17 protein-coding genes, 1 tRNA gene and 1 riboswitch are annotated in these 23,613 nt (G+C 63.8%); all 18 genes read right to left on the bottom strand.

Annotation, left to right across the window (positions count from 1 at the left end; genetic code table 11):
* Window positions 1-3: 3 nt before the first annotated feature.
* On the bottom strand, window positions 4-1,359 hold the full coding sequence (locus J4862_RS00495) for a DUF4105 domain-containing protein (RefSeq protein ID WP_211788797.1): 1,356 nt from the start codon (window positions 1,357-1,359) through the stop codon (window positions 4-6).
* Window positions 1,360-1,857: 498 nt separating this feature from the next.
* Window positions 1,858-2,430: a crossover junction endodeoxyribonuclease RuvC gene (gene ruvC / locus J4862_RS00490; RefSeq protein WP_211788796.1), complete on the bottom strand. Its 573-nt coding sequence runs from the start codon at window positions 2,428-2,430 to the stop codon at window positions 1,858-1,860.
* Window positions 2,430-2,768: a DUF4286 family protein gene (locus tag J4862_RS00485; RefSeq protein WP_211788795.1), complete on the bottom strand. Its 339-nt coding sequence runs from the start codon at window positions 2,766-2,768 to the stop codon at window positions 2,430-2,432. The genes ruvC and J4862_RS00485 overlap by 1 nt, the downstream gene beginning before the upstream one ends.
* A gap of 108 nt (window positions 2,769-2,876) precedes the next feature.
* Window positions 2,877-2,953, bottom strand: a tRNA-Thr gene (locus J4862_RS00480).
* A 516-nt stretch (window positions 2,954-3,469) separates the two neighbouring features.
* A complete protein-coding gene (locus J4862_RS00475; protein ID WP_211788794.1) occupies window positions 3,470-3,943 on the bottom strand; it encodes a hypothetical protein in 474 nt (157 codons plus the stop codon).
* 145 nt (window positions 3,944-4,088) lie between these two features.
* Window positions 4,089-4,478, bottom strand: a complete 390-nt coding sequence (locus J4862_RS00470) for a hypothetical protein (protein WP_211788793.1) — start codon at window positions 4,476-4,478, stop codon at window positions 4,089-4,091.
* Between the two features lie 507 nt (window positions 4,479-4,985).
* Window positions 4,986-5,936, bottom strand: a complete 951-nt coding sequence (locus tag J4862_RS00465) for a hypothetical protein (RefSeq protein WP_211788792.1) — start codon at window positions 5,934-5,936, stop codon at window positions 4,986-4,988.
* 27 nt (window positions 5,937-5,963) lie between these two features.
* Entirely contained in the window at window positions 5,964-6,551 is a 588-nt protein-coding gene (locus J4862_RS00460) for a hypothetical protein (RefSeq protein ID WP_211788791.1), read from the bottom strand.
* Between the two features lie 98 nt (window positions 6,552-6,649).
* Complete coding sequence (locus tag J4862_RS00455) at window positions 6,650-7,318, bottom strand: hypothetical protein (protein WP_211788790.1); 669 nt, start codon at window positions 7,316-7,318, stop codon at window positions 6,650-6,652.
* A gap of 1,617 nt (window positions 7,319-8,935) precedes the next feature.
* Window positions 8,936-11,110: a TonB-dependent receptor domain-containing protein gene (locus J4862_RS00450; protein WP_211788789.1), complete on the bottom strand. Its 2,175-nt coding sequence runs from the start codon at window positions 11,108-11,110 to the stop codon at window positions 8,936-8,938.
* Between the two features lie 57 nt (window positions 11,111-11,167).
* Window positions 11,168-12,328 (bottom strand): adenosylcobinamide amidohydrolase, encoded by a 1,161-nt coding sequence (locus tag J4862_RS00445; RefSeq protein WP_249107426.1) that lies wholly within the window; start codon window positions 12,326-12,328, stop codon window positions 11,168-11,170.
* Window positions 12,329-12,341: 13 nt separating this feature from the next.
* Window positions 12,342-14,249, bottom strand: a complete 1,908-nt coding sequence (locus J4862_RS00440) for a VWA domain-containing protein (protein ID WP_211788788.1) — start codon at window positions 14,247-14,249, stop codon at window positions 12,342-12,344.
* Between the two features lie 16 nt (window positions 14,250-14,265).
* A complete protein-coding gene (locus J4862_RS00435; RefSeq protein ID WP_211788787.1) occupies window positions 14,266-15,237 on the bottom strand; it encodes an ATP-binding protein in 972 nt (323 codons plus the stop codon).
* A 110-nt stretch (window positions 15,238-15,347) separates the two neighbouring features.
* Entirely contained in the window at window positions 15,348-19,085 is a 3,738-nt protein-coding gene (locus tag J4862_RS00430; RefSeq protein WP_211788786.1) for a cobaltochelatase subunit CobN, read from the bottom strand.
* Complete coding sequence (locus J4862_RS00425) at window positions 19,082-20,110, bottom strand: ABC transporter ATP-binding protein (RefSeq protein WP_211788785.1); 1,029 nt, start codon at window positions 20,108-20,110, stop codon at window positions 19,082-19,084. The genes J4862_RS00430 and J4862_RS00425 overlap by 4 nt, the downstream gene beginning before the upstream one ends.
* 12 nt (window positions 20,111-20,122) lie before the next feature.
* Window positions 20,123-21,190: an iron ABC transporter permease gene (locus J4862_RS00420; RefSeq protein WP_211788784.1), complete on the bottom strand. Its 1,068-nt coding sequence runs from the start codon at window positions 21,188-21,190 to the stop codon at window positions 20,123-20,125.
* Window positions 21,159-22,331: an ABC transporter substrate-binding protein gene (locus J4862_RS00415; RefSeq protein ID WP_211788783.1), complete on the bottom strand. Its 1,173-nt coding sequence runs from the start codon at window positions 22,329-22,331 to the stop codon at window positions 21,159-21,161. The genes J4862_RS00420 and J4862_RS00415 overlap by 32 nt, the downstream gene beginning before the upstream one ends.
* A gap of 206 nt (window positions 22,332-22,537) precedes the next feature.
* Window positions 22,538-22,749, bottom strand: a riboswitch (cobalamin riboswitch).
* A gap of 151 nt (window positions 22,750-22,900) precedes the next feature.
* Window positions 22,901-23,605, bottom strand: a complete 705-nt coding sequence (locus tag J4862_RS00410; protein WP_211788782.1) for a PQQ-like beta-propeller repeat protein — start codon at window positions 23,603-23,605, stop codon at window positions 22,901-22,903.
* Between the last annotated feature and the right edge of the window lie 8 nt (window positions 23,606-23,613).

Here is a 23,613-nt window from a genome sequence, read left to right as displayed (position 1 = left end):
TACTTATCTAGGGTCCACCTCGAGGCGTGGGCGAGGCATGAGGTACAGCAGGCGCGCCAGGATCCACAGCGCGAGGGCCGCGATGAGGAGGTACATAGCGGGGTGGAGCGTCTGCCCCGTGAGGTAGGCCAGCAGCGGGCAGAGCAGGAGCAGGACAAGCTCCGCGCGATAGATCATGCGCCGCAGCCACATCCAGCGCCCCCCGCCTAGCTGCAGGACGAAAGAGGCAAGATAAAGGGGATTCAGCGCCAGTACCGCCACATTGGGGGAGGTCATCGGATGCTCCGAGACGAAGACGATGAAGCAAAGGAGCGTACCCGCAAGGCCTGCTAGGAGGAAGATCAGCCCCTCCGTGATCCCAGGGAGACGACGACGCTGAAAGCGTAGGATGAAGTGCCCCAGCGAGGCGATGAGCAGAAGACTGAAGACGGGCAGCGGTGCTAGGAGCTCCGACCAGAAGGAGTCCTCGGCGGGCGCAGGCGGCGGAGTCACCCCCTCGGGCGCCTCCAGCCAGCGGGCTGAGAGCACGGGGCGGATCTTGCGCGGACCCTCGGCCGTAGGGTAGCAGACGAAGAGCTTGGTCAGCAGCTCGGCAGCCGTCAGCGGGATGAAGAACTGATCCCGCAGCGTCATCAGCTCATCCAGCTCACGTCCCATCGCTAGGTCCGTGCCGAAGACGAGCCAGGGCGAAGGGGCCTCCAGCTCGTTGATCACGCTGCGCCAGCTGCGGGGCGGCACGCTATCGGCGGGATCGACGTAGTAGAAGGAGGGGGCTCCCTGCTTCGGGTCATAGCCGGGGAGCGTCTCCAGATAGAGATCTATGGGGCGGGTGCTGCAGTTGTTGCGGAAGGCATTGTAGCGATAGGTAGCGTTCTCGGGACGGATGTTATCCAGAAGGCGCGCCCACAGCTGGGCACGCTGCAGGCTATCGGTGAGGAGTGTCACCTCGCGCACGGCGCCGCGGCTGAGGTATTCCGCTAGATAGGCCTCGGTGGGCATGGGGACGACGAGGTAGTCCGTCTTACCCTGGGTAAAGCGGATGGTGAAGTCGTCGTCGAAGTTGAAGATCCCGTAGTTGAAGGTCACATCCAGCCCCTGCACGGCGTCCAGCACGCGCAGGCCAGCATGGCCGTAGAGCGTATAGGAGGCCTCGGCACTCGGTGCGGCGGCTAGGAAGCTCACCTGAGCCTCTGAGCTCAGCTGCGCGGGCAGTCCCTGCGTGCTGCTGGTCCCTAGGCTCTGAGCCGAGGCAGGGAGCAGCAGGCTGAGCACTAGATACAGCGATAGGGCCACCTGCAGCAGTACGCGCTGGTAGCCCAAGCCGCGCCCCTCGGCGCGCCCCTTGTATAATCGATGCATAGCTTCTAGATCTTTCACGCTATGACAAAGATACGAAATAGCCCGCGAGGCATCAAACGCCCTGCCCTCCCCTACTCAAAAGGCAAGTCCCGCCTCGCCTCCGCCCTTCCCCACCTTGCCTCCGAATGCAGGGTCGAGGGGCAAGCGTGCAGCCCCGAACAAGCCAGCAGGGAGCGCGCAGCATAGGGGTAGGGAGCGCGAGGGACAAGGGGCGAAGACTCTGAGGGATATCAGTCAGGCGGCTGAGGGACGGCAGTCAGCGCCGTGAGGGATAGCCATCAGCCGAGTGAGGGATAGCCCTCAGCGCGCTCGGCTAAGGCCGTCGCCGCAGCGCCGCGCCTTAAGCTGCGCCTCGGGGAATGAGGCGGAGCTCCTTCGCCTCCCCTTCGCCCTCCTCTAGCAGGCTGCAGGCAGCACGCTTCCCCTAGCCCCAATAAAGCAAGCGCCCTGCTCCCGAGGGCCGTCGTGGCTTAGGGAGCAGGGCGCTTGTCGTATCGCTTAGCGCTTGACGCGCTCAGGGTTCTGCTTGACGAAGTCCGCCCAGTTCTTGGCCGCACCCGCCGAGGCGCGCTGCAGCGGCGAGGAGGTGAGGAAGTGATGGCAAAGGGCAGCCGCGAGGCCGTCCGTGGCATCAAGCTCGCGCGGCATATCGGCCTGGGGGATCTTGAGGTAGCGCTGCAGCATGCCGGCCACCTGCTCCTTGGAGGCCGCACCGCGGCCCGTGATGGCCTGCTTGATACGCATCGGGACGTACTCGGTGATCGGGAGGTCACGCGCCAGCGCCGCGGCCATAGCTACGCCCTGCGCACGGCCGAGCTTGAGCATACTCTGCACGTTCTTCCCGAAGAAGGGGGCTTCGATGGCGAGCTCATCGGGGTGGAACTCATCCACGAGCGAGAGCACACGGTCGTAGATCCGCTTGAGACGCAGGTAGTGATCCTCGTACTTGTCGAGCTTGATGACGCCCATGGCCAGCAGCCGCGCCTCCTGCCCACGCACCACGATCAGGCCGTAGCCCATCACGATGGTACCTGGGTCAATGCCCATGATGATGCGTTCGTGCTGGGGCATCAGTGCACTAGAGGCGAAGTGGTCAGCTCGAGGGAGACCTCCTCAAGGATGGTGCTGAAGCCCAGGACACGCTCGCCGAAGGTATCCACCAGGCGCTGCGCTAGCCCCAAGCCATGATCCGAGAGCAGCTCCTGGAGGTGGTAGCCGCTCGGCACGTAGAAGTGCAGGGCATAGCTCTCACTATCCACATCGCCGTCCTCACTGAGGACGCGGTGCAGGCGCAGCCCCTCCACCCCCCCCGCGCGCTCCAGCACGGGCAGGTAGTGCGTACGCATAAACTCGATGAACTCGCCCACCGTGGAGGGCGCCATGACGAAGGTCGTATTGTAGAGTACCATAATGCTCGTATAACTAAGGGCCAGGGAGATAAGTTCGTCCCCCACTAGCCCAAGTGCCCTAAAGGACGCAGCGCTACCGACCTCGGGGATCGATAGCGCTGCGTCTGGTGGAGCCTCTTGTCGGATTCGAACCAACGACCCCGAGATTACAAATCACGTGCTCTGGCCAGCTGAGCTAAAGAGGCAGGTGGGTAAGCACCCTATATCGCACCGCTACGACCTAATACCCTTGCTGCGATCAAGCCCTGGGGGAGTCAAAGGGAGCTGGTCGTATAGGACTTACCCACCGCAAAGATAGCGCAAATCCCCCATACCGCCAAGACCGCGCTCCGCCGCCTCCATCAGGGGAGCAGCTGCCTGATGTCAGTAGCGCTCGTAATCGGAAGAGGGGCGCTAACTGATACCCCTCAGCACACCGAGGGACGCCAGTGACGGAGCTGAGGGCCGGCAGTCAGCGCCGTTAGGGCTATCAGTCACGAAGCTCGGGCAAGGCACTCGGCAGGCTGCGAGCACTTCGCCGCATGAGCTAGGGGCTTAGCCCAAACAAAGCAAGCGTCCTGCCGCCCCGTGCTGTCGCAGTGGGGGAGCAGGACGCTCGTAAGGGCGCTGGGGCGCTGGGCGCGCTAAGGGAGCGGGGGTGCAAAGGAGCGCTAGCGCCCCGTAGCCGCCAGTGAGGGGCGCTCCAGCATCCAGATCGAGGGCTACTTCTTCACCGTGTCGGGCTGGGCTAGGAGCCGATCGAGGTAGACGCTGTCGACAAAGCGCTGACCATCTATTTCCCACAGCATCCCGAGGCTATCCAAGGGGACGAAGCAGTACAAGTTCACCCCCTCGGGGTCACGCTCGTAGTAGAGCGAGAAGATACGGTTCGCCCCGCGGTCCTCACTGCTGCGGATGAGGAAGGACTCGACCTCCTTCCCTCGCGTGTAGACGAAGCTCTTACCGTCGATCCGATAGCTCGGGACCATCGTACCGTACTTACGGAAGGAGTAGCGCCCCTGGCGGTCCCGCTTGACACGGAGGAAGGTACGCCGCTCCCACGACCGCTGCTGCACTTTGCTCACCCCAGCCTGAGGCCGTGCCCCTTGGGGCTCCACGGGCTGGGGCTTCATCCCGAGGCAGAGGAGGGAGCAGGCGAGGAGCGTGCCCCAGAGGATATTCGTTCGATTCATCATACTAGCTTGGTGCCCCGATGAGGGGCTATAAGGGTACTCGTCATGCTCCTCGTGCGACCATGCTGGGCCTTTAGCTCGGGCAAGACGTATGCGGATGGATAACTAGAGAAAAGGGCCCCGACAGTGCTTCCATCAAGGCTTGACACTAGAGGAGAGCGATCATGGGAAAGGCTCCAAGGAGGATAAGGATCATAAGCAGGATAGCCACCCAGCGGCGCTGGCACTGCTTTGCAGGGGGCTCCTGGGCATAGTGCTCAAAGTAGGGAATGTAGCGTCCTTTGTATCGGACGACATAGTGATCGAAGAGTATGGAGAGGCCAACAATCGTCAAAGGGAAGGCAATGACCGCCTGCCACGACTTACCCAAGTAGAGCCATAGGTTTACCCCCAAGAGCCACTGAAGGATATTTGTAAAGGCTAAGACCAGTAGGATAGAGCAGAGTCCAGAGATACGAGAACTACCCCTCTTAGCTAGGTACATAACGAAGCAGTTCATCAAGTCCTGCCGCTCGTACATGAAGGCATCATAGCTCATCCGTCTATGCGCTGGACACAGCCTATACCAGAGGTAGCTCAGTTCATAGGGAACTATTGGAGCACCCTGCAGCTTTGCATGCAAGCGCAAGGATTGATAGTAGACATTCATCCAGAGGGACAGCAGAGGGTTCATTGCCAGGGGCTGCTCGCTAGGTAGTTACTAAGTTCCCGAGGGTCCTTCCCAAGGGATTCTGAGGGCGAAGCTAAGTAAAAGGCGGGACACAGCAAAGCTCCGCACATCCCCCCCCCCTCGGAAGCCCAGCCGTAGGCTGCGGGACACGGCGGCGCAGCGTGCTGCTTAAGCCTGAGCGGGGGGCGAAGCAAGCGTGCTGCTGACCGATATCCCTCAGCGCGCTGAGGAACGGCAGTCGCGGAGCTGAGGGACGCCCGTCAGCACCGTGAGGGCTATCCCTCACGACAGCCAAGCACAAGGCTTCCCGAGCGGGCGACCTAGCCCAGGCCCTCTTCGGAGATTAGAGGGGCGGAGGCCTGCGGCCGCATGCCCTTAGTCGCGGAGCTCGTACTGGTGGGGAAGGACGTAGCGCTTGACGTAGACCTTAGCGAGGTGCAGGCTATCCACATAGCGCTCGCCATTGACGTCCCAGATCACCCCAAGGGAGTCCCGAGAGCTAAAGGTGATGCGCTTCGGCTGCCTTGTCGTATCCGCCTTGTTGTAGACGGTGAAGACACGGCTCGGCCCTACGACCTCGCTCTTCAGTATAACATAGCGACGACTGATCGTCAAGAAATCATAGAATAAGGTATCACCCTCGAACCTGTAGCCAGGAATACGAAACTCGCCCTCATAGTAACGCAGGGCGTACTGCCCGACCTCCTCCCACTCGACGAAGAGGAAGGTCTTATGCGTCCAGTCGCCGGCCAGCACCTTGGTCGCCACGCCCTGCGGCTCGGGCTCAGGGACCTCGTCATACTCCTGCCACGAGGCAGGGCGACGGCCACAGTGCTCGGTGCTATCCTCTGCGTCATGGTAGCAGGGATAGTGCTTGAAGGGGAAGCGGGCACGGAAGCGAGCGTCCACGAAGCGCTGCTCCCCCACCTGCCACTCGATGCCAAGGCTATCCAGGGGCGTGAAGCGGATGCGCTCTATATGCTCTGGGCTACCCTCTGGGGAGACCACAAAGATGTAGCTGCGGCCCTCGGTCTCCGTCCTACGGATCAGCAAAGTCTCATCCTCCATCCCCCAATCATGGTAGAGCTTCGTCCCCTTGAACTGATAGCTCGCAGCACGAGCCTCACAGTAGTCATAGATCGCGTACTGCCCCGTGCTATCCCGCTGAAGGCGGTAGAAGAGGCGGGCCTTCCACGGCTGCGCCTGGATCTTCACCCTACTGCGCTGGGGGATGGACTCTGTCGTGAAGGGGCGCGGCCGCATCCCGAGGCAGAGGAGGGAGCAGCCGAGGAGCGCGCCCCAGAGGATATTCGTTCGTCTCATCATACTAGTTTGGCCCCGATCAGAAGGTACTCAGTCTACGACAGGCAGCACCCCACGGAAGTCCTCATAGGCGGCGAGCATAATACGCTTCTCCGCCTCATAGCCCTTGGCCTGGCGAAGGGTGAGCATGCGCTGCGCTTGATACCCCGTGACCTCAGGTTCCTGCCAGAAGCACTGCCAGAAAAGAATCTGCCGAGCCTTGTTCTCCTTGGATACGAGGGCGAAGGTACGCTCCGGATCCTCCAGCATCAGCTCACGCATCAGGTCAAAGTGCATGCACGTAGCATCTGCCTGCCAATAGCCACAGACCATCAGGGAGAAGAGGCGCTCCATCTTCTCCTCAACAGAGACGAAGTTCATCTTCCGGAACAAATCGAGGTAAGCGGTGTAGTCCAGTTCCTCGGGCTTGAAGCGGTTGAAGGCAAAGCACTCCTGAAGCTCCGTGAAGGTCTCGGGGTAGGCCTGGAAGAAGGCGCGCTGCTTGAGGCTGTCGGTAGGCTGGGCGCGTAGCTCCGCGTAGGCGCGCTCCAGCTGTTGGCGAGGTGTGAGCTCCTGCTGCTGGGCTCCGAGGACGCTGCTGCTCCCGAGGAGGAGCAGGGATAGTAGGATGGTACGCATCGATTATTAGGGTATTATAGTGGGTATGCAGGATAGAGAGGAGCAAGACTCGGCGAGGCCTAGAGCGAAGGAGCTTAACTCCAGGCAGAGGCGCGAACTTAGATATGATCAAGCACGGGCAGCTCGCCACGGAAGTCCTCATAGGCGGCACGCATGATACGCTTCTCTGCGTCATAGCCCTTGACCTGCGTGTACAGCTTCAGGTCTTGCTCCTGCGAGGGATCCTTAACTGGGTTCTGCCAATAGTACTGCCAGAAGAGGATCTGCCGCACTCTACGCTCCTTCTTGAGTATGGAGAAGGCAAGCTGGGGTTGCTTGCGCATCATCCGTTGCATCAGGTCTACATGGAAGTTGGGTGCATCTGCCTGCCAATAGCCACAGACCATCAGGGAGAACAGGCGCTCCATCTTCTCCGCATCCGTCACGTAGGTCATGCCTTCAAAGGCCCCAATATACGCAACGTAGTCCAGCTCCTCGGGCTTGAAGCGGTTGCTGACAAAGCACTCCTGCAGCTCAGCGAAAGTCTCGGGGTAGGCCTGGAAGAAAGCGCGCTGCTTGAGGCTGTCGGTAGGCTGGGCGCGTAGCTCCGCGAAGGCGCGCTCCAGCTGCTGGCGGCCTGTCTCCTTCGGCTGCTGGGCTCCGAGGGAGCTGCTGCTACCGAGAAGGAGCAGGGATAGGAGCCCAGCGCTGAGCGCACGGGCTAGGGATTTTCCTCGTACGGCATCGCCCTCGTGGCGGATGTCCTTGCGCGTACTGATGGGCTGCATAGGGCTTGTGTATGTCTAGTTACCTAAGTCCCCAAGGGTCTTTCCCATGGGTTTCTGAGGGCGAAGCTAAGCAAAAGGTGGGACACAACAAAGCGCCGCACAGCCCCCCCTCGGGAGCCCATCTATAGGCTGCGGGACACGGCGGCGCAGCGCGCTGCTTGAGGCTGAGCTGAGCCCTCCGAAGCGCCCCACCCAGAGCGATATCTGTGCAGCTTACTTGCCCCGACCTCGGGAGCTAGGAGCGGGGGCAGCGGGAGGAGAGACAGCTCCATCCAGAGCGTCCCAAGGAGCCCCGAGCGAACCCCACCGCCCCCCTACCCGAGCTGGGGGTGAAGGGGGAGGGCTGCTGACCGATATCCCTCAGCGTGCTGAGGGACGGCAGTCACGGAGCTGAGGGACGTCCCTCAGTGCCGTGAGGGATATCCCTCACGACAGCCAAGCGCAAGCCCTCCCGAGGGGGAGGCCATGCTAGCCGAAAGCGCGGCCTCGCCCCGCAGAGGGCTGGTTCATAGAGCGTCCCCCAAGCTATACCCAGCCCTTAGCAAAGAGCCAACGGCCAGGCAAGCCCCAGCGGGGCGACCCATTCAAAGCCCAGGATGAGGGAACGCTGCAGGCGTGACGGAACCCTGGGTTCAGGCATACATATAACCTAAGAGCCCTACAGGGGCGACCCTCAAAACGAGTAAGCGCGAAGTCGAAGGAGCAGGACTACGACAGCAATACCACTTTGAGGGTCGCCCCTGTAGGGCTTTGTCTCTTATCCGTTTGGCCTACCCAGGGTTTGGTCGCCCTTACAGGGCTGCGCACCCTGGGCTCTGGATGGGGCGCCCCGCTGGGGCTTATCCTACGCGTAGAAGCATGGCATACACCAGGCTGGGGCATGATAGCTTGGCGCCCCTTAGCGGAGCTCAAGGATACCCCACCTCTAGTCAGTGCTGATGATACCTTGCCTTGCCCCTCGCCCCGCGGAGGGCTGGTTCATAGAGCGTTCCCCAAGCTATACCCAGCCCTTAGCAAAGAGCTAACGGCCACGCAAGCCCCAGCGGGGCGACCCATTCAAAGCCCAGGGTGAGGGAACGCTGCAGGCGTGACGGAACCCTGGGTTCAGGCATACATATACCCTAAGAGCCCTACAGGGGCGACCCTCAAAACGAGTAAGCGCGAAGTCGAAGGAGCAGGACTACGACAGCAATACCACTTCGAGGGTCGCCCCTGTAGGGCTTTGTCTCTTATCCGTTTGGCCTACCCAGGGTTTGGTCGCCCTTACAGGGCTGCGCACCCTGGGCTCTGGGCGGATCGCCCCGCTGGGGCTTATCCTAAGGGTAGAAGCATGGCATACACCAGGCTGGAGACTTATAGCTTGGCGCCCCGCTGGGGCTTATCCTACGCGTAGAAGCATGGCATACACCAGGCTGGGGCATGATAGCTTGGCGCCCCTTAGCGGAGCTCAAGGATGCACTACCTATAGCCAGCGCTGATGATACCTTGCCTTGGCCCTTGGCTCTCGAAGAGAGGCGACCACGGCAAGAGTGCAGGGGCTAGATACAGCCAGGGGCGGCGTAGACCGATCGGTCTACGCCGCCCCTGGCACTTGAGGAGGCTGCTCGCTAGTCGAGACTAGAAGCGATAGGAAGCGGTGAACTGCAGCGAGCGGCCGGGCATGTGGTAGCCGTCCTTCTCCGTGTAGTACTCCGAGAAGATGTTGTGGACATTGGCCCCGATGCGCAGCTGCTTGGTCAGGTTGTAGTGCGCGGAGGCCGACCAGATGAGGGCAGCAGGGTGCAGCAGCTGACCCGCCTTCTCTAGCTCGGGCATCTCAGCCTTGTTCAGCGCCGAGAGACCAGGGCGTACATCCGAGTAGTAGCCGTACCAGTTGTGCTCGTAGCGCTTGCCGAGGTAGCGCCCCGTCAGACCAAGGTCAAGCCCGTAGGGCGCCTTATACTCGATGCCGAAGGTGACATTCTGCTTGCGGATCGACTCCAGCTGTGTCCAGTCACTGGCGCCCTTAGCCTTGTAGCGGCTGTCGAACATGAAGGTCGCGTTGACATAGGTGCGCAGCGAGTAGCGATAGGCCACGAGGCTACCGAAGTCGTAGGAGGCTACGAGCTCCAGCCCGCTCATGTGCGCCTTGTCGGCGTTGTCGAAGCTCGTCACCGTGAGCTGCTTGGGCTGTCCGTTGTTGTCCAGGATGGGCTTGCCCTGCGCATCGAGTGCGGCCTGCTTGCCCGCAGGCACCTTCACGATCTTCTGTCGGTGCTGCGTGTCGAAGTAGGTAGCATCCAGCTGCACGCCGAGCTCGCGGTTGGTATAGCTCAGCCCGAGGTCATAGGTCAGCGAGGTCTCGGGGCGGAGGGAGGCATTACCACGCGTGACGCCGTAGGCCGTCTGGTACTCCCCTGCCTTCTCGTAGGCCGAGGGGGCAGAGAAGGCCGAGCCGATGCTAGCGTGCGCCATCAGCCCCTTGGAGATCTCGTACTTGAGGCCGAGGTTGGGGCTGAGGATGCTGAAGGACTCGGTCGTGGCCTTACTGCGCAGGTCGGCATTGTCCTTGAGCGAGAGGCCCATGAAGTCGGCGCGCAGCCCTGCCGACACGCTCAGAGCATCGTCCAGCAAGCTGGCATGGCCCTGTGCGAAGAGGCCCAGCCCGCGCGTAGAGACATTGGGCTGATAGGGCACAGCGGCCGAGCCGTCGGCCTTGAAGCTACGCGTATCGGTGTCCTGATTACGCGTGTCGAGCCCCAGCACCAGGCGATGCGCGCCGAGACGCAGCTCGTCCTGCAGGATGGCACCCCAGCTGCTGTTGATCGAGGAGCTATTGCGGTAGTCTGCACCCGTACCCACCTTATAGTTGTCACTCTGCTCGCGCGAGTAGTAGGGGGTGAAGGTCAGGAGGTGCGCCCCGAGACGTCCACGCAGCTCGGCTGAGGTCATGGAGCGGTTGAGGTCCTTCTTGCTCGTGCCGTAGACGCCCCAGATGGAGCCGCCGTTCATGATGCCATCGCCGCGGAAGAGGTCCTCGAAGATGTTCAGCGACCAGTCGTCGTTGAACTGATAGCCTAGGCGGGCATTGGCCTTGATCACACCGAAGGTGGAGCCCGGCATTACCGCTCCCTTCTTCGTGGGGTCTAGGATGGCGTCCTCGAGCTTGGTCGTCTTGAGGAAGTTATGCTTACCTACCGTGTAGCTACGCGCCTGCGACTCATAGGAGGCATTGACATCGAAGGAGAGACGCTCGGTGATGCTGCCACCGAAGCTCACCGCCCCGCGCCCCGTGCCGAAGGAGCCTGCCGAGGTCGTGAATACCCCCGAGATCGGGCCCGTGTGGCGCTTGGTGATGACGTTGATCACACCGCCCATAGCATTCGTCCCATAGATGGAGGAGAAGGGCCCCTTGAGCACCTCGATCTGCTCGATGCCGCCGAGGGTGAGCGTGGAGAGGTTGGACGTACCGGAGGGGATGCCATTGATCAGCACTGCCACATAGCGGGAGCGGGAGAAGTCGGGGATGAAGCCGCGGATACCGACATTGGAGAGGAAGCCTGGGTACTGGATGACGTCGACGGAGCTCTTATTCTTGAGCACGTCGGTCAGATCCCTCAGCCCAGCGGCCTCGATGGCCTCGGGGCGGATGACCTCGATCTTGCCGGGGACACGCTTGAGGGGGACAGGCGTACGCGTGGAGTAGACCATGACGGCATCCAGCTGATGCGTGGAGATGCTGTCGGCACTCGTGCTCTGAGCCAGCAGCGTTACTGGCGCCAGAGCAGAGAGGAGAAGCAAAGTTTTCTTCATAATTACTATTGGTTAATAACTAATACTTGTATCGTGCTAGGGATATAGGGGTCGGGGCTAGTTGAGCTGCTTGTAGAGGATGCGCACGAGCAGCTGGCGGAGCTCGGTGAGCAGCAGTTCGTGCCGCTGCTCCTCCGTCTGCCCCAGCGTGCCGATGTAGGCCCCCAGCTGGTAGCGGCGCGCGATGTAGACGAGGCCCAGCTGCGCCAGCGCCACGAGGCTAGCCCAGCTGATGAGCCCCCAGCGCCACTGGTCCACCAGGTGGAGCAGCGAGGCGATCTGCGCCGAGAGGTGCCCATCAGCGGCCAGACGCTCCAGCGCCTCCCGCCGCGCCTCCTCGCTCTGCCGCGCCTCGGGGTGCTCGGCACGGTAGTGCGCCAGCAGCGCCTCAGTGCCGAGACCGTAGCGCAGGCCCTGCTGGAGGAAGGAGCTCTGTCGCTGGGCATTCATGCCCGACTGTAGCTCCAGGGCGCGCGTGACAGCCTCCTTGACCGACTGCCCGATCATCTCCCCGAGGAGGACATGCTTGCCCGCCCCATAGAGGACCGTCTCGGACTCCTCATTGCACACAGCGATGAGGCTATCCGTACCCGAGCCTGTGGCTAGGCCCTCGGAGTAGCGGCTCGGGGCCATCAGTTCCTGCAGGGCGGCCGTCTTGGCCTCGGTGGCGGTGATCATAGCGCGGGTGAGCGCTCCTGCGTCGAGGCGCGCGTTGATGAAGAGGAAGATATTGATCGTCCCAGGGGGGAGCAGGAGGCTGCGACGCTCGAACTCGTCGTAGCTGGCCTTGTCCCCCGCACGCCCGCCGTTGACGTCGATGCCCGCCGTGGCTACGGCCTGGACGGTCACCCCGTGGTAGCTACGCTCGGCGCGGGCATGGTTCTCGATGAGCGCCGCCGTACCCATGCCCGTCGTACAGGCGGGGTCGAGGCCCAGCTCGGTGGCGATGGCGGCGTAGTGCTCGATGATATTGGCACCCTTGAGCCCTGGGCAGCGCTTCTGCAGGATATTGGGGTCGCGGCCTACGCTGTGGTTGAAGGCGTAGCGTAGGTCAGCGCGGTAGCCCCCATTGAGGTTGGAGCTACTGACGACGCCGCGCCGCCCGCCGAAGCAGACGATCATCGCCTCCTGGGCGAAGTACACCGCGTCGCCTAGAGGCGTGTGGAAGAGCAGCTGCTCGGGGCTGAGGCTGGGGGACGGAGCTAAGGTCTTGGTCATCAGGAGCTAAGATCTAGTGCGGACGAAGGAGGCTACGTAGCTGCGCCAGTTCGTCCAGGTGATAGTATTCGGCCTCGAGGCGCTCAGCGAGCTGGCGTGCCTTGCCGAGGCGGACGAAGCCGCTCTCGGTATCGATGACGAGGCAGCGGTGGCAGCGCTGCTGCAGCAGCCGAGCGGCCTCGGCGATGCGGGCAGCTTGGTTCTCACTGCGCTGCGAGGAGGTGGCACGTCCGTCGGTCAGGAGGAGTACCACAGGGAGGCACTCGGCCACGCGACGCCGCTCGGCATCGAGGTACTGCGCCGCACGCTCTATGGCCAGCCACAGCGGCGTGCGCCCGCCCGTACGTATATCCTGCATCAGCTGCGCCGCACGCTCGGCACTGTGGGTGAAGGGCAGGCGCAGCTCCGCCTCGTCCTGGGCGAAGGTGATGAGGCCGACCTGATCACGCTTGGCGTAGGCCTCCTTGAGCAGCTCGAGGATCGTGCCCTTGACGAGGCTCATCCGCTCCCGCACGCCCATAGAGCCCGAGACATCAAGCACGAAGAGGATATGGTAGCCGCCGCGGTGGCGGTACTGCCTGCTGCGGTAGTCCTCGGGGCGGATCGAGAGCCGCGCGGGGGCGCTGCCCTCCGCCCCAGCACGGAGGCGCTGATAGGGGATGGCGGCACGGATGGTCGCAGGGAGCGAGAGCTGGGCTGCCTGACTGCTGTAGGGGCGCACACGCCCTAGACGGCCTCGGCGGCTGGGCTGCTCGCTGTAGAGGCGGCGCCCCGAGCCGAGGAGCTCCCTGAGGCGCTGCACCTCTCTGCCCAGCGGATCGTGCAGGAGGCAGGCCTCCGCAGCCCGCTGTAGACGCACCTCGGAGGGCGGCGCGGGGCTATCCGTGGGCTCCGTCTCGTGCGGGGGACGCGGAGCGGGCTGATCGCTTGTGGCCTCGCGTGCCTCGCCTCCTGCCGCATCCTCGTCAGAGGTAGGGGGCGGCGGCGCCTCACCCTCGTCTTCGTCCTTGCCCTTATCCTCGGGCACCTTGTCGGGCTCAGGTACCGACTTGTCCTGCTCCTCCTCGGGGCTCTGTGGACTGTCCTCGGGCGCTTCCTGCTGCTCCTCGTCCTCCGCCCCCTCGCTGGGAGGCTCGGCGGCAGGGGGCTCGGGCTGCGTCTCGAGCCAGCGATGCGCCAGCGCCAGCTGCCGCACGGCGTCGACATCGCTCCGCTCGGCACGCGGCTTGCTCTGCCATGCGGCCCACCCTAGGGCGCTGCGTGCTAGGGCGAGCTCCGCCCTATGTCCCAGCGTCAGCGGCTCGGCACAGACCTGCGCCACGTAGTGCAGCAGCTCCGCCCCCAGCGTCATCCGCTCGAGGCGCTCACGTGCGGCCTCCAGCAGGCTGAGGAAGGTCGCATCCTCCCCCGCCTTAGGCTCGCGGAGGGCCTCGCTGAGGATACGCTTGCGCAGGGCGAGGTCCTCTGTGGGCTGGAGCTCGACGAAGAGGTCGAACTTATCCAGCAGCGCCGAGGCTACCGCCCCCTCCTCGGGATTGGTCGTGGCGATGAGCGTACAGCGTCGCTCCTCGGGCAGCTGCTCCTGGTACGCCAGCAGCTGACTGAGGAGCTCGCGGCTATGCAGCGGCAGTTGCTCCACCAGCAGGATACGCCCCTCGAGGCGCTCCAGCAGACCCGAGCGCCAGCGCAGCCCGCCCTCAGCACCCAGCGTATAGCTCGGGTAGAGCATCTCAGGGCTGAGGCTCAGCGGCAGGTAGCTCACCTCATCGGGGTACATCGCCGCCACACAGGAGAGGAGCATCGACTTGCCGCTGCCACTCGTGCCACTGAGCAGCAGGCTCGCCCCCTGCCTCCGCAGCAGGGTCAGGATGAGCGCCTGCCGGGCGGCCTCCGCCCCGATCCACTGAGAGAAACGATGCATCGTGCCCACCAGCCGTCTACTCCTTATTAAGGCTCTCGGCGAAGAGACGCTCACAGAGCTGACGGATATCCTCGGCGGCGAAGTAGCGCTCCTCGAAGGGTAGGCGTCTCAGGCGATGCGGCAGCACCAGTTCGGCCGCCGTATAGACGTGCTCGGGGCTGAGCTCCTCTGCCCCCTCGAGGGCGGCGGTAGCGAGGGCGGCCTTGAGCAGCATGATGTCCGAGCGGTGCCCGTCCACCTGCAGCTCGATCCCGAGGCGCGCGACAAGCTCCACCAGCGGCTCGGAGTAGCGTAGCTGATGCAGGCGAAGGCGCGCCTGACGGAGGCGCTCGCCGAGCTGCTCTTCCTCCTCTCGGTAGCGGGCACAGAAGGCCTCGGGGTCACGCTCGTAGTCCAGACGGCGCTGCAGCACCTCGCGCCGAGCGGCGACACTGCGCTCCCCGCGCACCTCTACAGAGAGGGCGAAGCGGTCGAGGAGCTGGGGGCGCAGGTGGCCCTCCTCGGGGTTCATCGTCCCGACGAGGGTGAAGCGCGCGGGGTGGCTATGCGAGATGCCCTCACGCTCGATATGATTGACGCCCATAGCCGCCACGTCTAGGAGGATATCGACGAGGTAGTCCTCGAGGAGGTTGACCTCATCGACGTAGAGGATCTGCCCATGGGCACGGGCGAGGATGCCGGGGGCGAAGCGCAGCTCACCCGTCGCCAAGGCATGCTCCACGTCGATGGAGCCGACGAGCTTGTCCTCCGTTGTGGCTATGGGGAGCTCGACGACAGAGAGCCCCTCGAGGAGCTGGCTGAGGGCGCGCACGATGGTGGACTTGGCCGTGCCCTTCTCCCCGAGGATGAGGACGCCGCCGAGGCTGGGGTCTACGAGGTTGAGCAGCAGGGCACGCTTCATCTTCTCCTGGCCTACGATGGCGCTGAAGGGGAAGTATCGAGGCTGCGTGCTGGAGCCTGGGGTCTTGGGGCTGGAAGAAGTACTCATTACTTAAAGGTCTAGTGGGGCGGACTGGGCTGAGGAGCTAAGGAGCTGGAGCTAGTGGGCGGGGAAGAGCACAGGGGGGAGCATAGCCAAAGGTGGAGGGAGGCGGGAGGCTAGGACTGCGCTGCAGCACCTTCCTCCAACGCGCCCTCGCAGGAGAGGTAGACCTCAGTGATCATCTCCAGGGTCTCGGGGCGCGCCTGCCACATGCCGCGCTGGGCGGCCTCCAGGAGGCGCTGCGCGATCTCGTAGAGCGCCCAGGGATTGGCCGACTCGAGCCACTCCCTATTGGACGCATCACCGAGGAAGTGCTCCGCCAGCGCCTCGTAGTTCCAGTCCAGGACGCTGTCCGCGGTGGCATCCCAGCCGAAGACGTTATCCATATTATAGGCCACGTCATAGGCGCCGCGGTAGCCGTGACGCTTGAGGCCCTCGATCCACAGCGGATTCAGCAGGCGCGAGCGGAGGACGCGTGCCGACTCCTCCGCGAGGCTGCGCACGACGCTGTGCCGCGGGTCGGAGGTATTGCCGTAGTAGGACTTCGGCGCCTCACCGCGGAGCTTCTTCACCGCCGCGATGATCCCGCCGTGGTAGATGTACTCGTCGTCGATATCGTAGAGGTCGAAGCCGATGATGTTCTGATTCTTGACCGTCGCCTCGACGCGGGAGAGCTTGCGCTCGAAGGCGCCGCGGGACACATGCCCATGCAGCTCCTGACTGTAGGCATGGCAACCCCAGGTGATGGCCGTCTCGCCGAGGTCGTCGCTGCTCTGCCACTGCTTGGTCTCCACGAGGATGGCCACGCCTCCACCATAGGTCCCTGGGGGGCAACCGAAGACGCGAAGCGCAGCCTCCTGTCGTGCCGTCTCGGGGTCTATCCCCTCAGCCTGCAGCTGCTCGAGCTCCTCCTCATAGTGCTTCTTCACCCAGTTGTCCTCGGGCGACTCGTCGAGGGAGAGGACGAGGCGCACGGCCTCATCCAGCAGCGTGATCAGTGTGGGGAAGGTGTCTCGCAGCAGGCCGGAGATGCGCGAGACGACGTCCAGACGCGGTCGTCCTAGTTCGCTAAGCGGGATGACCTCCAGCCCTACGACCTTGTCGGAGTGGTCGCTGAGCCACTGGGGGCGCAGCCCCATCAGCCAGAGGATCTCGGCGATGTCCTCGCCCTGCGTCCGCATCTGGTCGCCCGAATAGAGGACGAAGGCCGTGGACTCGGGCAGACTGCCCGCCGTCTCGAGGTGCTTCTCCAGGAGCTGCTGCCCGAGCTTCACCCCGATCTGATAGGCCGCGTGCGAGGGGATCTCGCTCGGGTCGATGGCGTACATATTGCGCCCCGTGGGGAGGATCTCCAGCTGGCCGCGGCTCGGGCTGCCCCCCTTGGAGGGCGGGACGAAGCCCCCACGCACCCCGAGGGCGCAGTGGTCGAGCTCCTGCGTGATGCCGCAGAGACGGGGGTAGACCTCATCCAGCGCCAGCTGTAGGACGTCGCGCAGCGCGTCCGTCTCCCCCGTGCAAGGCCCGAGGACGGCCTGTAGCTGGCCTTCGGTCGGCTGTGCGCCGAAGCCCTCTGCCAACATCGCGGTGATGAGCTGGCGACCGCGCTCGGTCAGCTCGTCGATCAGCATCGAGGCCGTCTGCGTGGGGCTGACCTTGGCCTCCAGCTGGGAGAGGAGGCCCTCCTCGGTATAGCCGTAGTAGCGTGCGAGGGCGTCCAGCAGCGTCGTCACCGAGCCGTGGGGCAGGCGAAGGAGCATCCGTATGCTCGCCTCCATACGCTCCTCGGCAGGTACCTGACCGAAGATGTGCAGGCCATCGCGTACCATGGAGGCCTTGAGCTCGGCGAGCCAGTTATGCAGGGTGACGAAGAAGGCCTCCTCGACCTCCCCTGACGCAGGGTAGCCGAGGTCCTGATGTAGCTCTAGGGCGCGGGCCTCCTCAAGGAGCGCCTCACGCAGCACGGGGCGCTGGCTCTCGGCCACCGCACCGCTGATGTAGCTATTGAGCCGCGCGTCGAAGTCCGCCAGTCCGCCGTAGGTCCCCCCCTCACGCATCGCGGGCTCCATATGATGCAGGAGCACGGCGGCCGAGCGGCGCTTGGCCTGAATAGCCTCCCCGATGACAGCGGTATGGTAGATGTAGAGGTGCGGCATGTCCAGCGTGTTGAGCTGGGGGAAGCAGGAGTAGGAAAGGGCCTTCTCCTTCCCGGGGAGCCACTCCAGCGAGCCGTGCGTCCCGACATGGATGAAGAGGTCGGCGCCGAAGACGTAGCGCACCCAGCGGTAGAAGGCGATGTAGTAGTGCGGGCAGACGATGTCCGTGCTGTGGTAGATCGCCTCGGCGTGCTCCTCGTAGCCGCGCGGTGGCTGCAGGCCGATGAAGACCTTGCCGTTGATGATCCCCGGCACAGGCATAGCCCCCTCGACGACCTTGAAGGTCCCCGGCGCCTTACCCCAGCTGGCCACAAGGCGCTGCTGCACCTCGGGCGTCAGCGCCTCGTACCACTCCTGGTAGCGCTTCACGGGGATGCGATCCACGGCACGCCGCATCACTTCGCTCGGCTCGAGCCAAGAGCTGTCGTTGGTCACCGCACGGATGATCTGCTGGATGATAGCGTCGCCGTCGGCATAGTGCTCGGGCAGCTCTATGCCCTCCTCGCGTAGCCTATTGATGAGGTGATGGACGGAGGCGGGACTATCGAGCCCCGCGGCGCAGCCGATACTATCGTTGCGCGGGGGCATGTTGTGGAAGATGATCGCGATGCGCTTCTCTGACTGGGGCTTGCGCTGCAGCTCGGCCCAGCGCATGGCGAGCCGCGCCACCCAGCCGAGCTCCGCCTCCAGCGGGGCGAAGTAAGGGAGCCCCTCGCCATTGAGCTCGCGCGTGGCTATGGGATAGGCGTCGACCTGCCCGTCCAGCTCGGGATAGCAGACATTGGAGATCAGCCCTATGGTGTCGAGGCCGTCCACGCGGCGGTGGTACTCCTCTGCGCTGTAGCCCGTCGCATAGGTCTGCAGGATGGGTAGCGCCAGCTGCTGCACGATGCCCGCACTGCTGTCCTCGGGCTGGGTATAGATCGCCCCACTCTGCTCGAAGATCCCCAGCGCATAGGGCATAAGGTTGATGATGCAGTGCGGCAGCACCTCGCCCTCGGGACGGAAGTAGCGGTCCAGCGCGTAGCTGATACCCCGCTCGCCGGTCACGGCATCCTCCGCTCCCGTGGAGAAGAGGGCATGGGGCTCACCTCCGAGGCGGCGCAGCGCCGCTAGCAGCGCATCCACATGACGGAGGTTGTCCGAGCGGTAGAGGTAGAAGGGGATGATGATCCCGATGATGCTGCGCCCTCGCCGCCGTGCCTCGCCTAGCTCCGTGAGGCGTGCCGCCTCCTCGTCCTCACTGTACCCGTAGAGGCCATACCAGCGGGGATAGCGCGCAGGGGCGTAGTCAAGCTCCAGCCCCCCGAAGCGGGAGGCGAGGAAGCGGTGCAGCTGGGTAGCGTTCGCCCTATCGTAGCACTTGACGTAGCGCTGTATCGTCAGGTAGTCGGCGGCACTGAGGCGTAGCTGCGGCATGAGGGCAGCGCACTCGTCCTCCATATTGTTGTGCACGAAGAGCGTCTGCTCCATCCTCAGCCCTGCGATGAGGCGCTGCAGTCCTCGGAAGCAGGAGACCGAGCCATGCGTCAGCACGAGGATGAAGTGCGCCTGCTCGGTGAGCTGCCAGGCAGCAGCATCCTGCGCGTTGAGTCGAGAGATGGCGACACGATCGACCTGCAGCTGCGCCTCGTCCTCGGAGGGAGCGACCGCGGTGTGCGCATCTAGGATATAGAGGATGCGGTAGGGCTGGGGCGTCATGGTCTAGAGGGACTAGAGGGAGAAGAGGAAGCGAGCAGTGCTAGGAGCTCGCCTATCGAGCTCGCACTACGGGGGCTGCTGGAGGAGGTCGTGAGCCACCAGCAGCCCTTTTCTATGGTCACGCGGGGGAGAAAGTCGGAGCTGTCCAGCACCTCGTAGCCGAGACGGCTCAGCGCGCGGCGCGTCCAGAGCGCCTCGAGGCCTTCGCCCACCAGGGCAATGGGCTGGGTATGCTGCTGTAGGGCGGTGAACTCACCCGTCTGCCGGTCGTAGCTCAGCCCTGCACCGCCGAAGGTGCGCTCGAAGGCTCCGCTCAGCACCAGATCCTCGGGCGTACCCGTCGTGATCTGCCCCGAGCCATCCAGTAGCCATACCGTGTCCGCCCAGGAGAGCGCTAGCTCCAGCTCGTGCGTCGAGATGAGGATGCTGCGCCCCGTCTCGTGTGCTAGGCGTCGCAGCATAAGGATGACCTCCAGGCGTGAGGGCAGGTCGAGGTGTGCCGTCGGCTCGTCCAGCAGGATGAGTGGTGTCTGCTGCGCCAGCGCACGGGCGATCATCGTGCGCTGCCGCTCGCCGTCGCTGAGCGCACTCAGCGGACGTGCCTGGAGCTCCTCAAGATGGCAGAGGCCGAGCGCGTCCTCGACGATCGCCTCGTCCGAGGCACTCAGACGCCCGAGGTAGCCGATATGAGGGTAGCGCCCGATGCGCACCACGTCCCGCACCGTCATCGTGGTGCTGGTGATGCGCTCGGTGAGCACGAGGCTCAGGAGGCGGGCGGTCTCCGAGAGGGAGCGCCCCTGGAGCGCTTCGCCCGCGATGGAGACCTCGCCCGCCAGCGGCGGGATGAGCCCCGCGATGGTGTGCATAAGGGTGGACTTGCCGCTGCCGTTGGGCCCCATGAAGAGCACCAGTTCGCCTGGCGCTATGCTGAGGTCGAGTCCCTCGGAGATGCGCTGCTCCTGTCCGCGGCGCTCCCTGTAGCCTGTGGTGAGGCCGCGGAGCTCTAGTCCTAGTTCTGTCTTCATATATAGAGGAGGCTAAAGCGAGAAGCTCCCGCGCTGGCTGCGCAGGACGACGAAGATCACCACAGGGGCACCGATGAGCGAAGTCAGGGCATTGATCGGCAGCGTGAGGCCGCGCCCTGGCAGCTGCGTCAGCAGGTCGCAGACGAGCAGCAGCAGCGCCCCCGAGAGCATCGTCGCAGGCAGGAGGATGCGGTGATCGCTGGTGCGGAAGAGCGTACGGACAAAGTGCGGCACCGCCATCCCAAGGAAGGCAATCGGCCCCGTGAAGGCTGTGATACTCCCCGCCAAGAGGCTGGTGATGGCGATGAGGGCAAAGCGCACGCGGGGTACATTCGTCCCCACCGAGCGAGCATAGCCCTCGCCGAGGGCTAGGGCGTTCATAGGCTTGGGCATCAGCAGCGCCAGGCCCAGGCCCAGCGCCACCACGGGCATCAGCAGATGCAGCTGGCGCCAAGTCGTCCCCGCGACGCTCCCGAAGGACCACAAGAGGTAGGTCTTCAGCGTCTCCTCGTCACTGAAGTACTGCAGGATGGAGATGATGGAGCTAGCGAGGAAGCCGACCATCACGCCCACGATGAGGACGGAGACGACGCTGCGCACACGGCTCGCCACACCCGTGATCAGCAGCAGCACGACGGCCGCCCCGATACAGGCCGCGAGGATGATCCCCCAGGAGGAGACGCCCGAATTGAAGAGCGCCACCGTGGGGAAGAAGGCGTAGGCCATCGTGTAGATGGCGACCCCGACACCTGCCCCGCTATTGATCCCGAGGATGGAGGTATCGGCCAGCGGATTGCGGAAGAGGCTTTGCATCTGCAGCCCAGCCACCGCTACGCCCGCCCCTGCGAAGAGCGCCGTCAAGGCCTTGGGCAGGCGGAAGTGCCGCACCACGTAGGTACCCGTCACGCTGTCATCGCCCGTCCAGAGCGCATCCCACACCTCGCCCACCGAGAGCGAGGTCGCCCCCCACATGATGTCGAGGAAGAAGGCCACGACGATCCCCAGCACCAGCAGCAGGAAGAGTAGCTGCGGGCGTAGCGCCGCCCAGCTAGCGGAGGAGCATCCAGTAGCGCGTCTCATAGCCGGGGAGTAGCTCGGGGTGAGCGATCTTGATGAAGTCCTTGAGGACAAGGTCGGGGTGATAGGGGCCGCTCTCCCAGAAGTCATTGCCGCCCTCGCGGTTGAGCTGCTTGCGGTCGACCCACACCTGACCCTCACGGGCAGCGTCGAAGTGGATGTAGCGCTCGTTGAGGCGGAGGAAGTCGGAGAGCTTCTCCAGCTTGCCCGTCATCAGGCAGAGCCAGATCTTCTTGTGTCTATTGCGCCCGAAGACGTACTCGAAGCTGCTGGGGCGGCTGTCGATCTGCCCTGGGATGAAGTCGCAGCTGACGCGCGCATCGGCGAAGGCCTTGACGATGTAGGAGTGCTCGCCAGGCACGTACCATACCCCCTTGTAGTCGAGGCCGTACATGACGGGCGTCACCTCACGGGCACCCTTGGCCAGCTCGGCAGCGGCGAGGTAGTTGGTCTGCATGGCGCGGAAGGCCGAGTCCGCCACGGCATTGCGCCCGTAGAAGAGGGCTACGACCTTGAGCCACTCGGCGCGCCCGAGGAGGTCCTGCTCCTTCCAGTTGTTGAAGTAGACGATCTTGATCCCCGAGGCGATGAGGTCCTCATCCTTCTCCGTACCGCTGTAGAGGTCCTGCAGGTAGATCTCGGGGCGTAGGGCGATGAGGCCCTCGATGTCCTTGCTCATGCCGCGGCCGATGCGCTGCACCTTGCCCTCCTGAATGCGCTGGCGGGTGATGCTGTCGTTGACCTTCTCGGGGTCGGAGATCGCGACGAGCTGCTCCTGCAGCCCCAGCACCGCCACCGCCCCGACGTGAGGCGAAGAGCTGACGGCGAGGGTGCGTGCGGGTACGGCGAGGTAGGTCGCTAGACGACTCGCCACCTGCGGCTGCTCCTTACCGCGTGGGTAGAGGATGTAGTAGGCCGCGGTATCGCGCGTGCCGGGCTGGTACATCACCAGCTCCTTATACTCAGGGTGATTGGTCACGGTGAAGCCATGGGCATGCTCGACGGTGACGGGGAAGGCGAAGTCTATGGAGTCACCGCCGAGGGCGACGCCAGACTGCTGACTGCGCTGCTGGCCTCCACCGCAGGCGGAGAGGCTAAGGACTAGGGCAAGCGCTCCTAGAGAAAGGGGGACATTGAGCTTCATACTATGTCTTGATTACGAGCCGAATTAGCATTGGTCTCGGGTCGGAGGCATAGAGATCGGGGTAGGGAGTGCGCTGGGCTGCTGGCCCGAGACGCGTCATCACCCTCATGGTAATATATGTACCTAGCTCCTGCTCTTCTACCCGAGAGCTGTCTACCAGAGGAAGCGGAGGGCGCAGCAGGGCGTGCTGACAGCCGCGGCTCTGGCAAGCTGATGGCGCTGGAGGCAGGTCTTCCGGCTTGGCCCGAAGTGCTACGCCTTCCCACCCTCTGTGTCGGGGCAGTGGCCTAAGGTAGCACCATGATGGCCTTACGGCTACGGGGATAGCGCTGGCATCGCACCAGCTTCCCTTTTAATCCACCCCAGCGCACGCAGCATCCTGCTCGCGGGGGGTAGAACCTTCAGCGTCCGTACCTAGGCGGGGCTATCCCCTCCCTAGATACGGACGCAAAGTTAAGGAAAAGACCGAAATCATCGGAGGATCAAGCCGCCCGAGCAGCTCGCCCGTCCCCCTAGGGCAGCGGCTAGCGCCCTAGGCTAAGGCGTGCTGCAGCGGGTGCTCGCGGCGGCTAGCTACGCTGGTAGATGTGCAGGGTGTGCTTGGCATCCAGCAGGTAGAGCTTATCCCCCGCATAGTATAGGGGACGGCTCGCGACTAGGCCATTCCCCGTCCGCTCTCGCTCCTGGCTGGGGATGACCTCGCCAGCCCACAGCAGGCTGCGCGCCTTGAGGTCAAAGACCCCAGCCCACCCCCAGCTATAGCTCGCTCCGTCCCGCTCTGCCCTGAAGGTAAAGTAGTCCCCTTGGAACTGAGCGATGGCGAAGTACTTAAAGGCAGGGATCCCATCAGGATCTACATCGGCGAAGCGGTAGCTCTCGAGACACGCAGCCGTAGCAGCGTCGAAGATGCGTACCCCGAGGCTATTGATGCTCACGATGGCCTTATCCTCCTCGCGGAAGAAGCAGTCCTCCAAGCTCTCGACCATCCTATAGCGGGGATTCGTGCTGTCGTAGGGATTGGACGAGAGCCGATGAACCAGCTCCCCCGTACTAAGGTCGAAGGCTACCAGTCGCCCAAAGTCTGTGTAGATCCACAGCAGCCCAGCAGCCACCCCCAGTAGGCTCTCGAGCTGATCCTTTGCATTGGGGCTATAGGAGGCTCCACCCAGCCTCATGATGCGGTAGCTCCACAGCGGCTGCCCCGAGTGATCCAGAGGACAGATCACCTGCCTATAGGGATCATGACCGAAGGCCATCCCCTCCCTTGCATACAAGCGATAGG

The organism is Porphyromonas sp. oral taxon 275 (assembly GCF_018127745.1).
Classification (GTDB): domain Bacteria; phylum Bacteroidota; class Bacteroidia; order Bacteroidales; family Porphyromonadaceae; genus Porphyromonas.
The sequence above is the reverse complement of the archived record's forward strand: the minus strand, read 5'-3'. Positions and strand labels throughout refer to the sequence as shown.

Bases quoted from the DNA above. Each gene is read 5' to 3' on its own strand.
- J4862_RS00495 (WP_211788797.1), bottom strand. From the start codon at position 1,359: ATGCATCGATTATACAAGGGGCGCGCCGAGGGGCGCGGCTTGGGCTAC.
- ruvC (WP_211788796.1), bottom strand. From the start codon at position 2,430: ATGCCCCAGCACGAACGCATCATCATGGGCATTGACCCAGGTACCATC.
- J4862_RS00485 (WP_211788795.1), bottom strand. From the start codon at position 2,768: ATGGTACTCTACAATACGACCTTCGTCATGGCGCCCTCCACGGTGGGC.
- J4862_RS00475 (WP_211788794.1), bottom strand. From the start codon at position 3,943: ATGATGAATCGAACGAATATCCTCTGGGGCACGCTCCTCGCCTGCTCC.
- J4862_RS00470 (WP_211788793.1), bottom strand. From the start codon at position 4,478: ATGAGCTATGATGCCTTCATGTACGAGCGGCAGGACTTGATGAACTGC.
- J4862_RS00465 (WP_211788792.1), bottom strand. From the start codon at position 5,936: ATGATGAGACGAACGAATATCCTCTGGGGCGCGCTCCTCGGCTGCTCC.
- J4862_RS00460 (WP_211788791.1), bottom strand. From the start codon at position 6,551: ATGCGTACCATCCTACTATCCCTGCTCCTCCTCGGGAGCAGCAGCGTC.
- J4862_RS00455 (WP_211788790.1), bottom strand. From the start codon at position 7,318: ATGCAGCCCATCAGTACGCGCAAGGACATCCGCCACGAGGGCGATGCC.
- J4862_RS00450 (WP_211788789.1), bottom strand. From the start codon at position 11,110: ATGAAGAAAACTTTGCTTCTCCTCTCTGCTCTGGCGCCAGTAACGCTG.
- J4862_RS00445 (WP_249107426.1), bottom strand. From the start codon at position 12,328: ATGACCAAGACCTTAGCTCCGTCCCCCAGCCTCAGCCCCGAGCAGCTG.
- J4862_RS00440 (WP_211788788.1), bottom strand. From the start codon at position 14,249: ATGCATCGTTTCTCTCAGTGGATCGGGGCGGAGGCCGCCCGGCAGGCG.
- J4862_RS00435 (WP_211788787.1), bottom strand. From the start codon at position 15,237: ATGAGTACTTCTTCCAGCCCCAAGACCCCAGGCTCCAGCACGCAGCCT.
- J4862_RS00430 (WP_211788786.1), bottom strand. From the start codon at position 19,085: ATGACGCCCCAGCCCTACCGCATCCTCTATATCCTAGATGCGCACACC.
- J4862_RS00425 (WP_211788785.1), bottom strand. From the start codon at position 20,110: ATGAAGACAGAACTAGGACTAGAGCTCCGCGGCCTCACCACAGGCTAC.
- J4862_RS00420 (WP_211788784.1), bottom strand. From the start codon at position 21,190: ATGAGACGCGCTACTGGATGCTCCTCCGCTAGCTGGGCGGCGCTACGC.
- J4862_RS00415 (WP_211788783.1), bottom strand. From the start codon at position 22,331: ATGAAGCTCAATGTCCCCCTTTCTCTAGGAGCGCTTGCCCTAGTCCTT.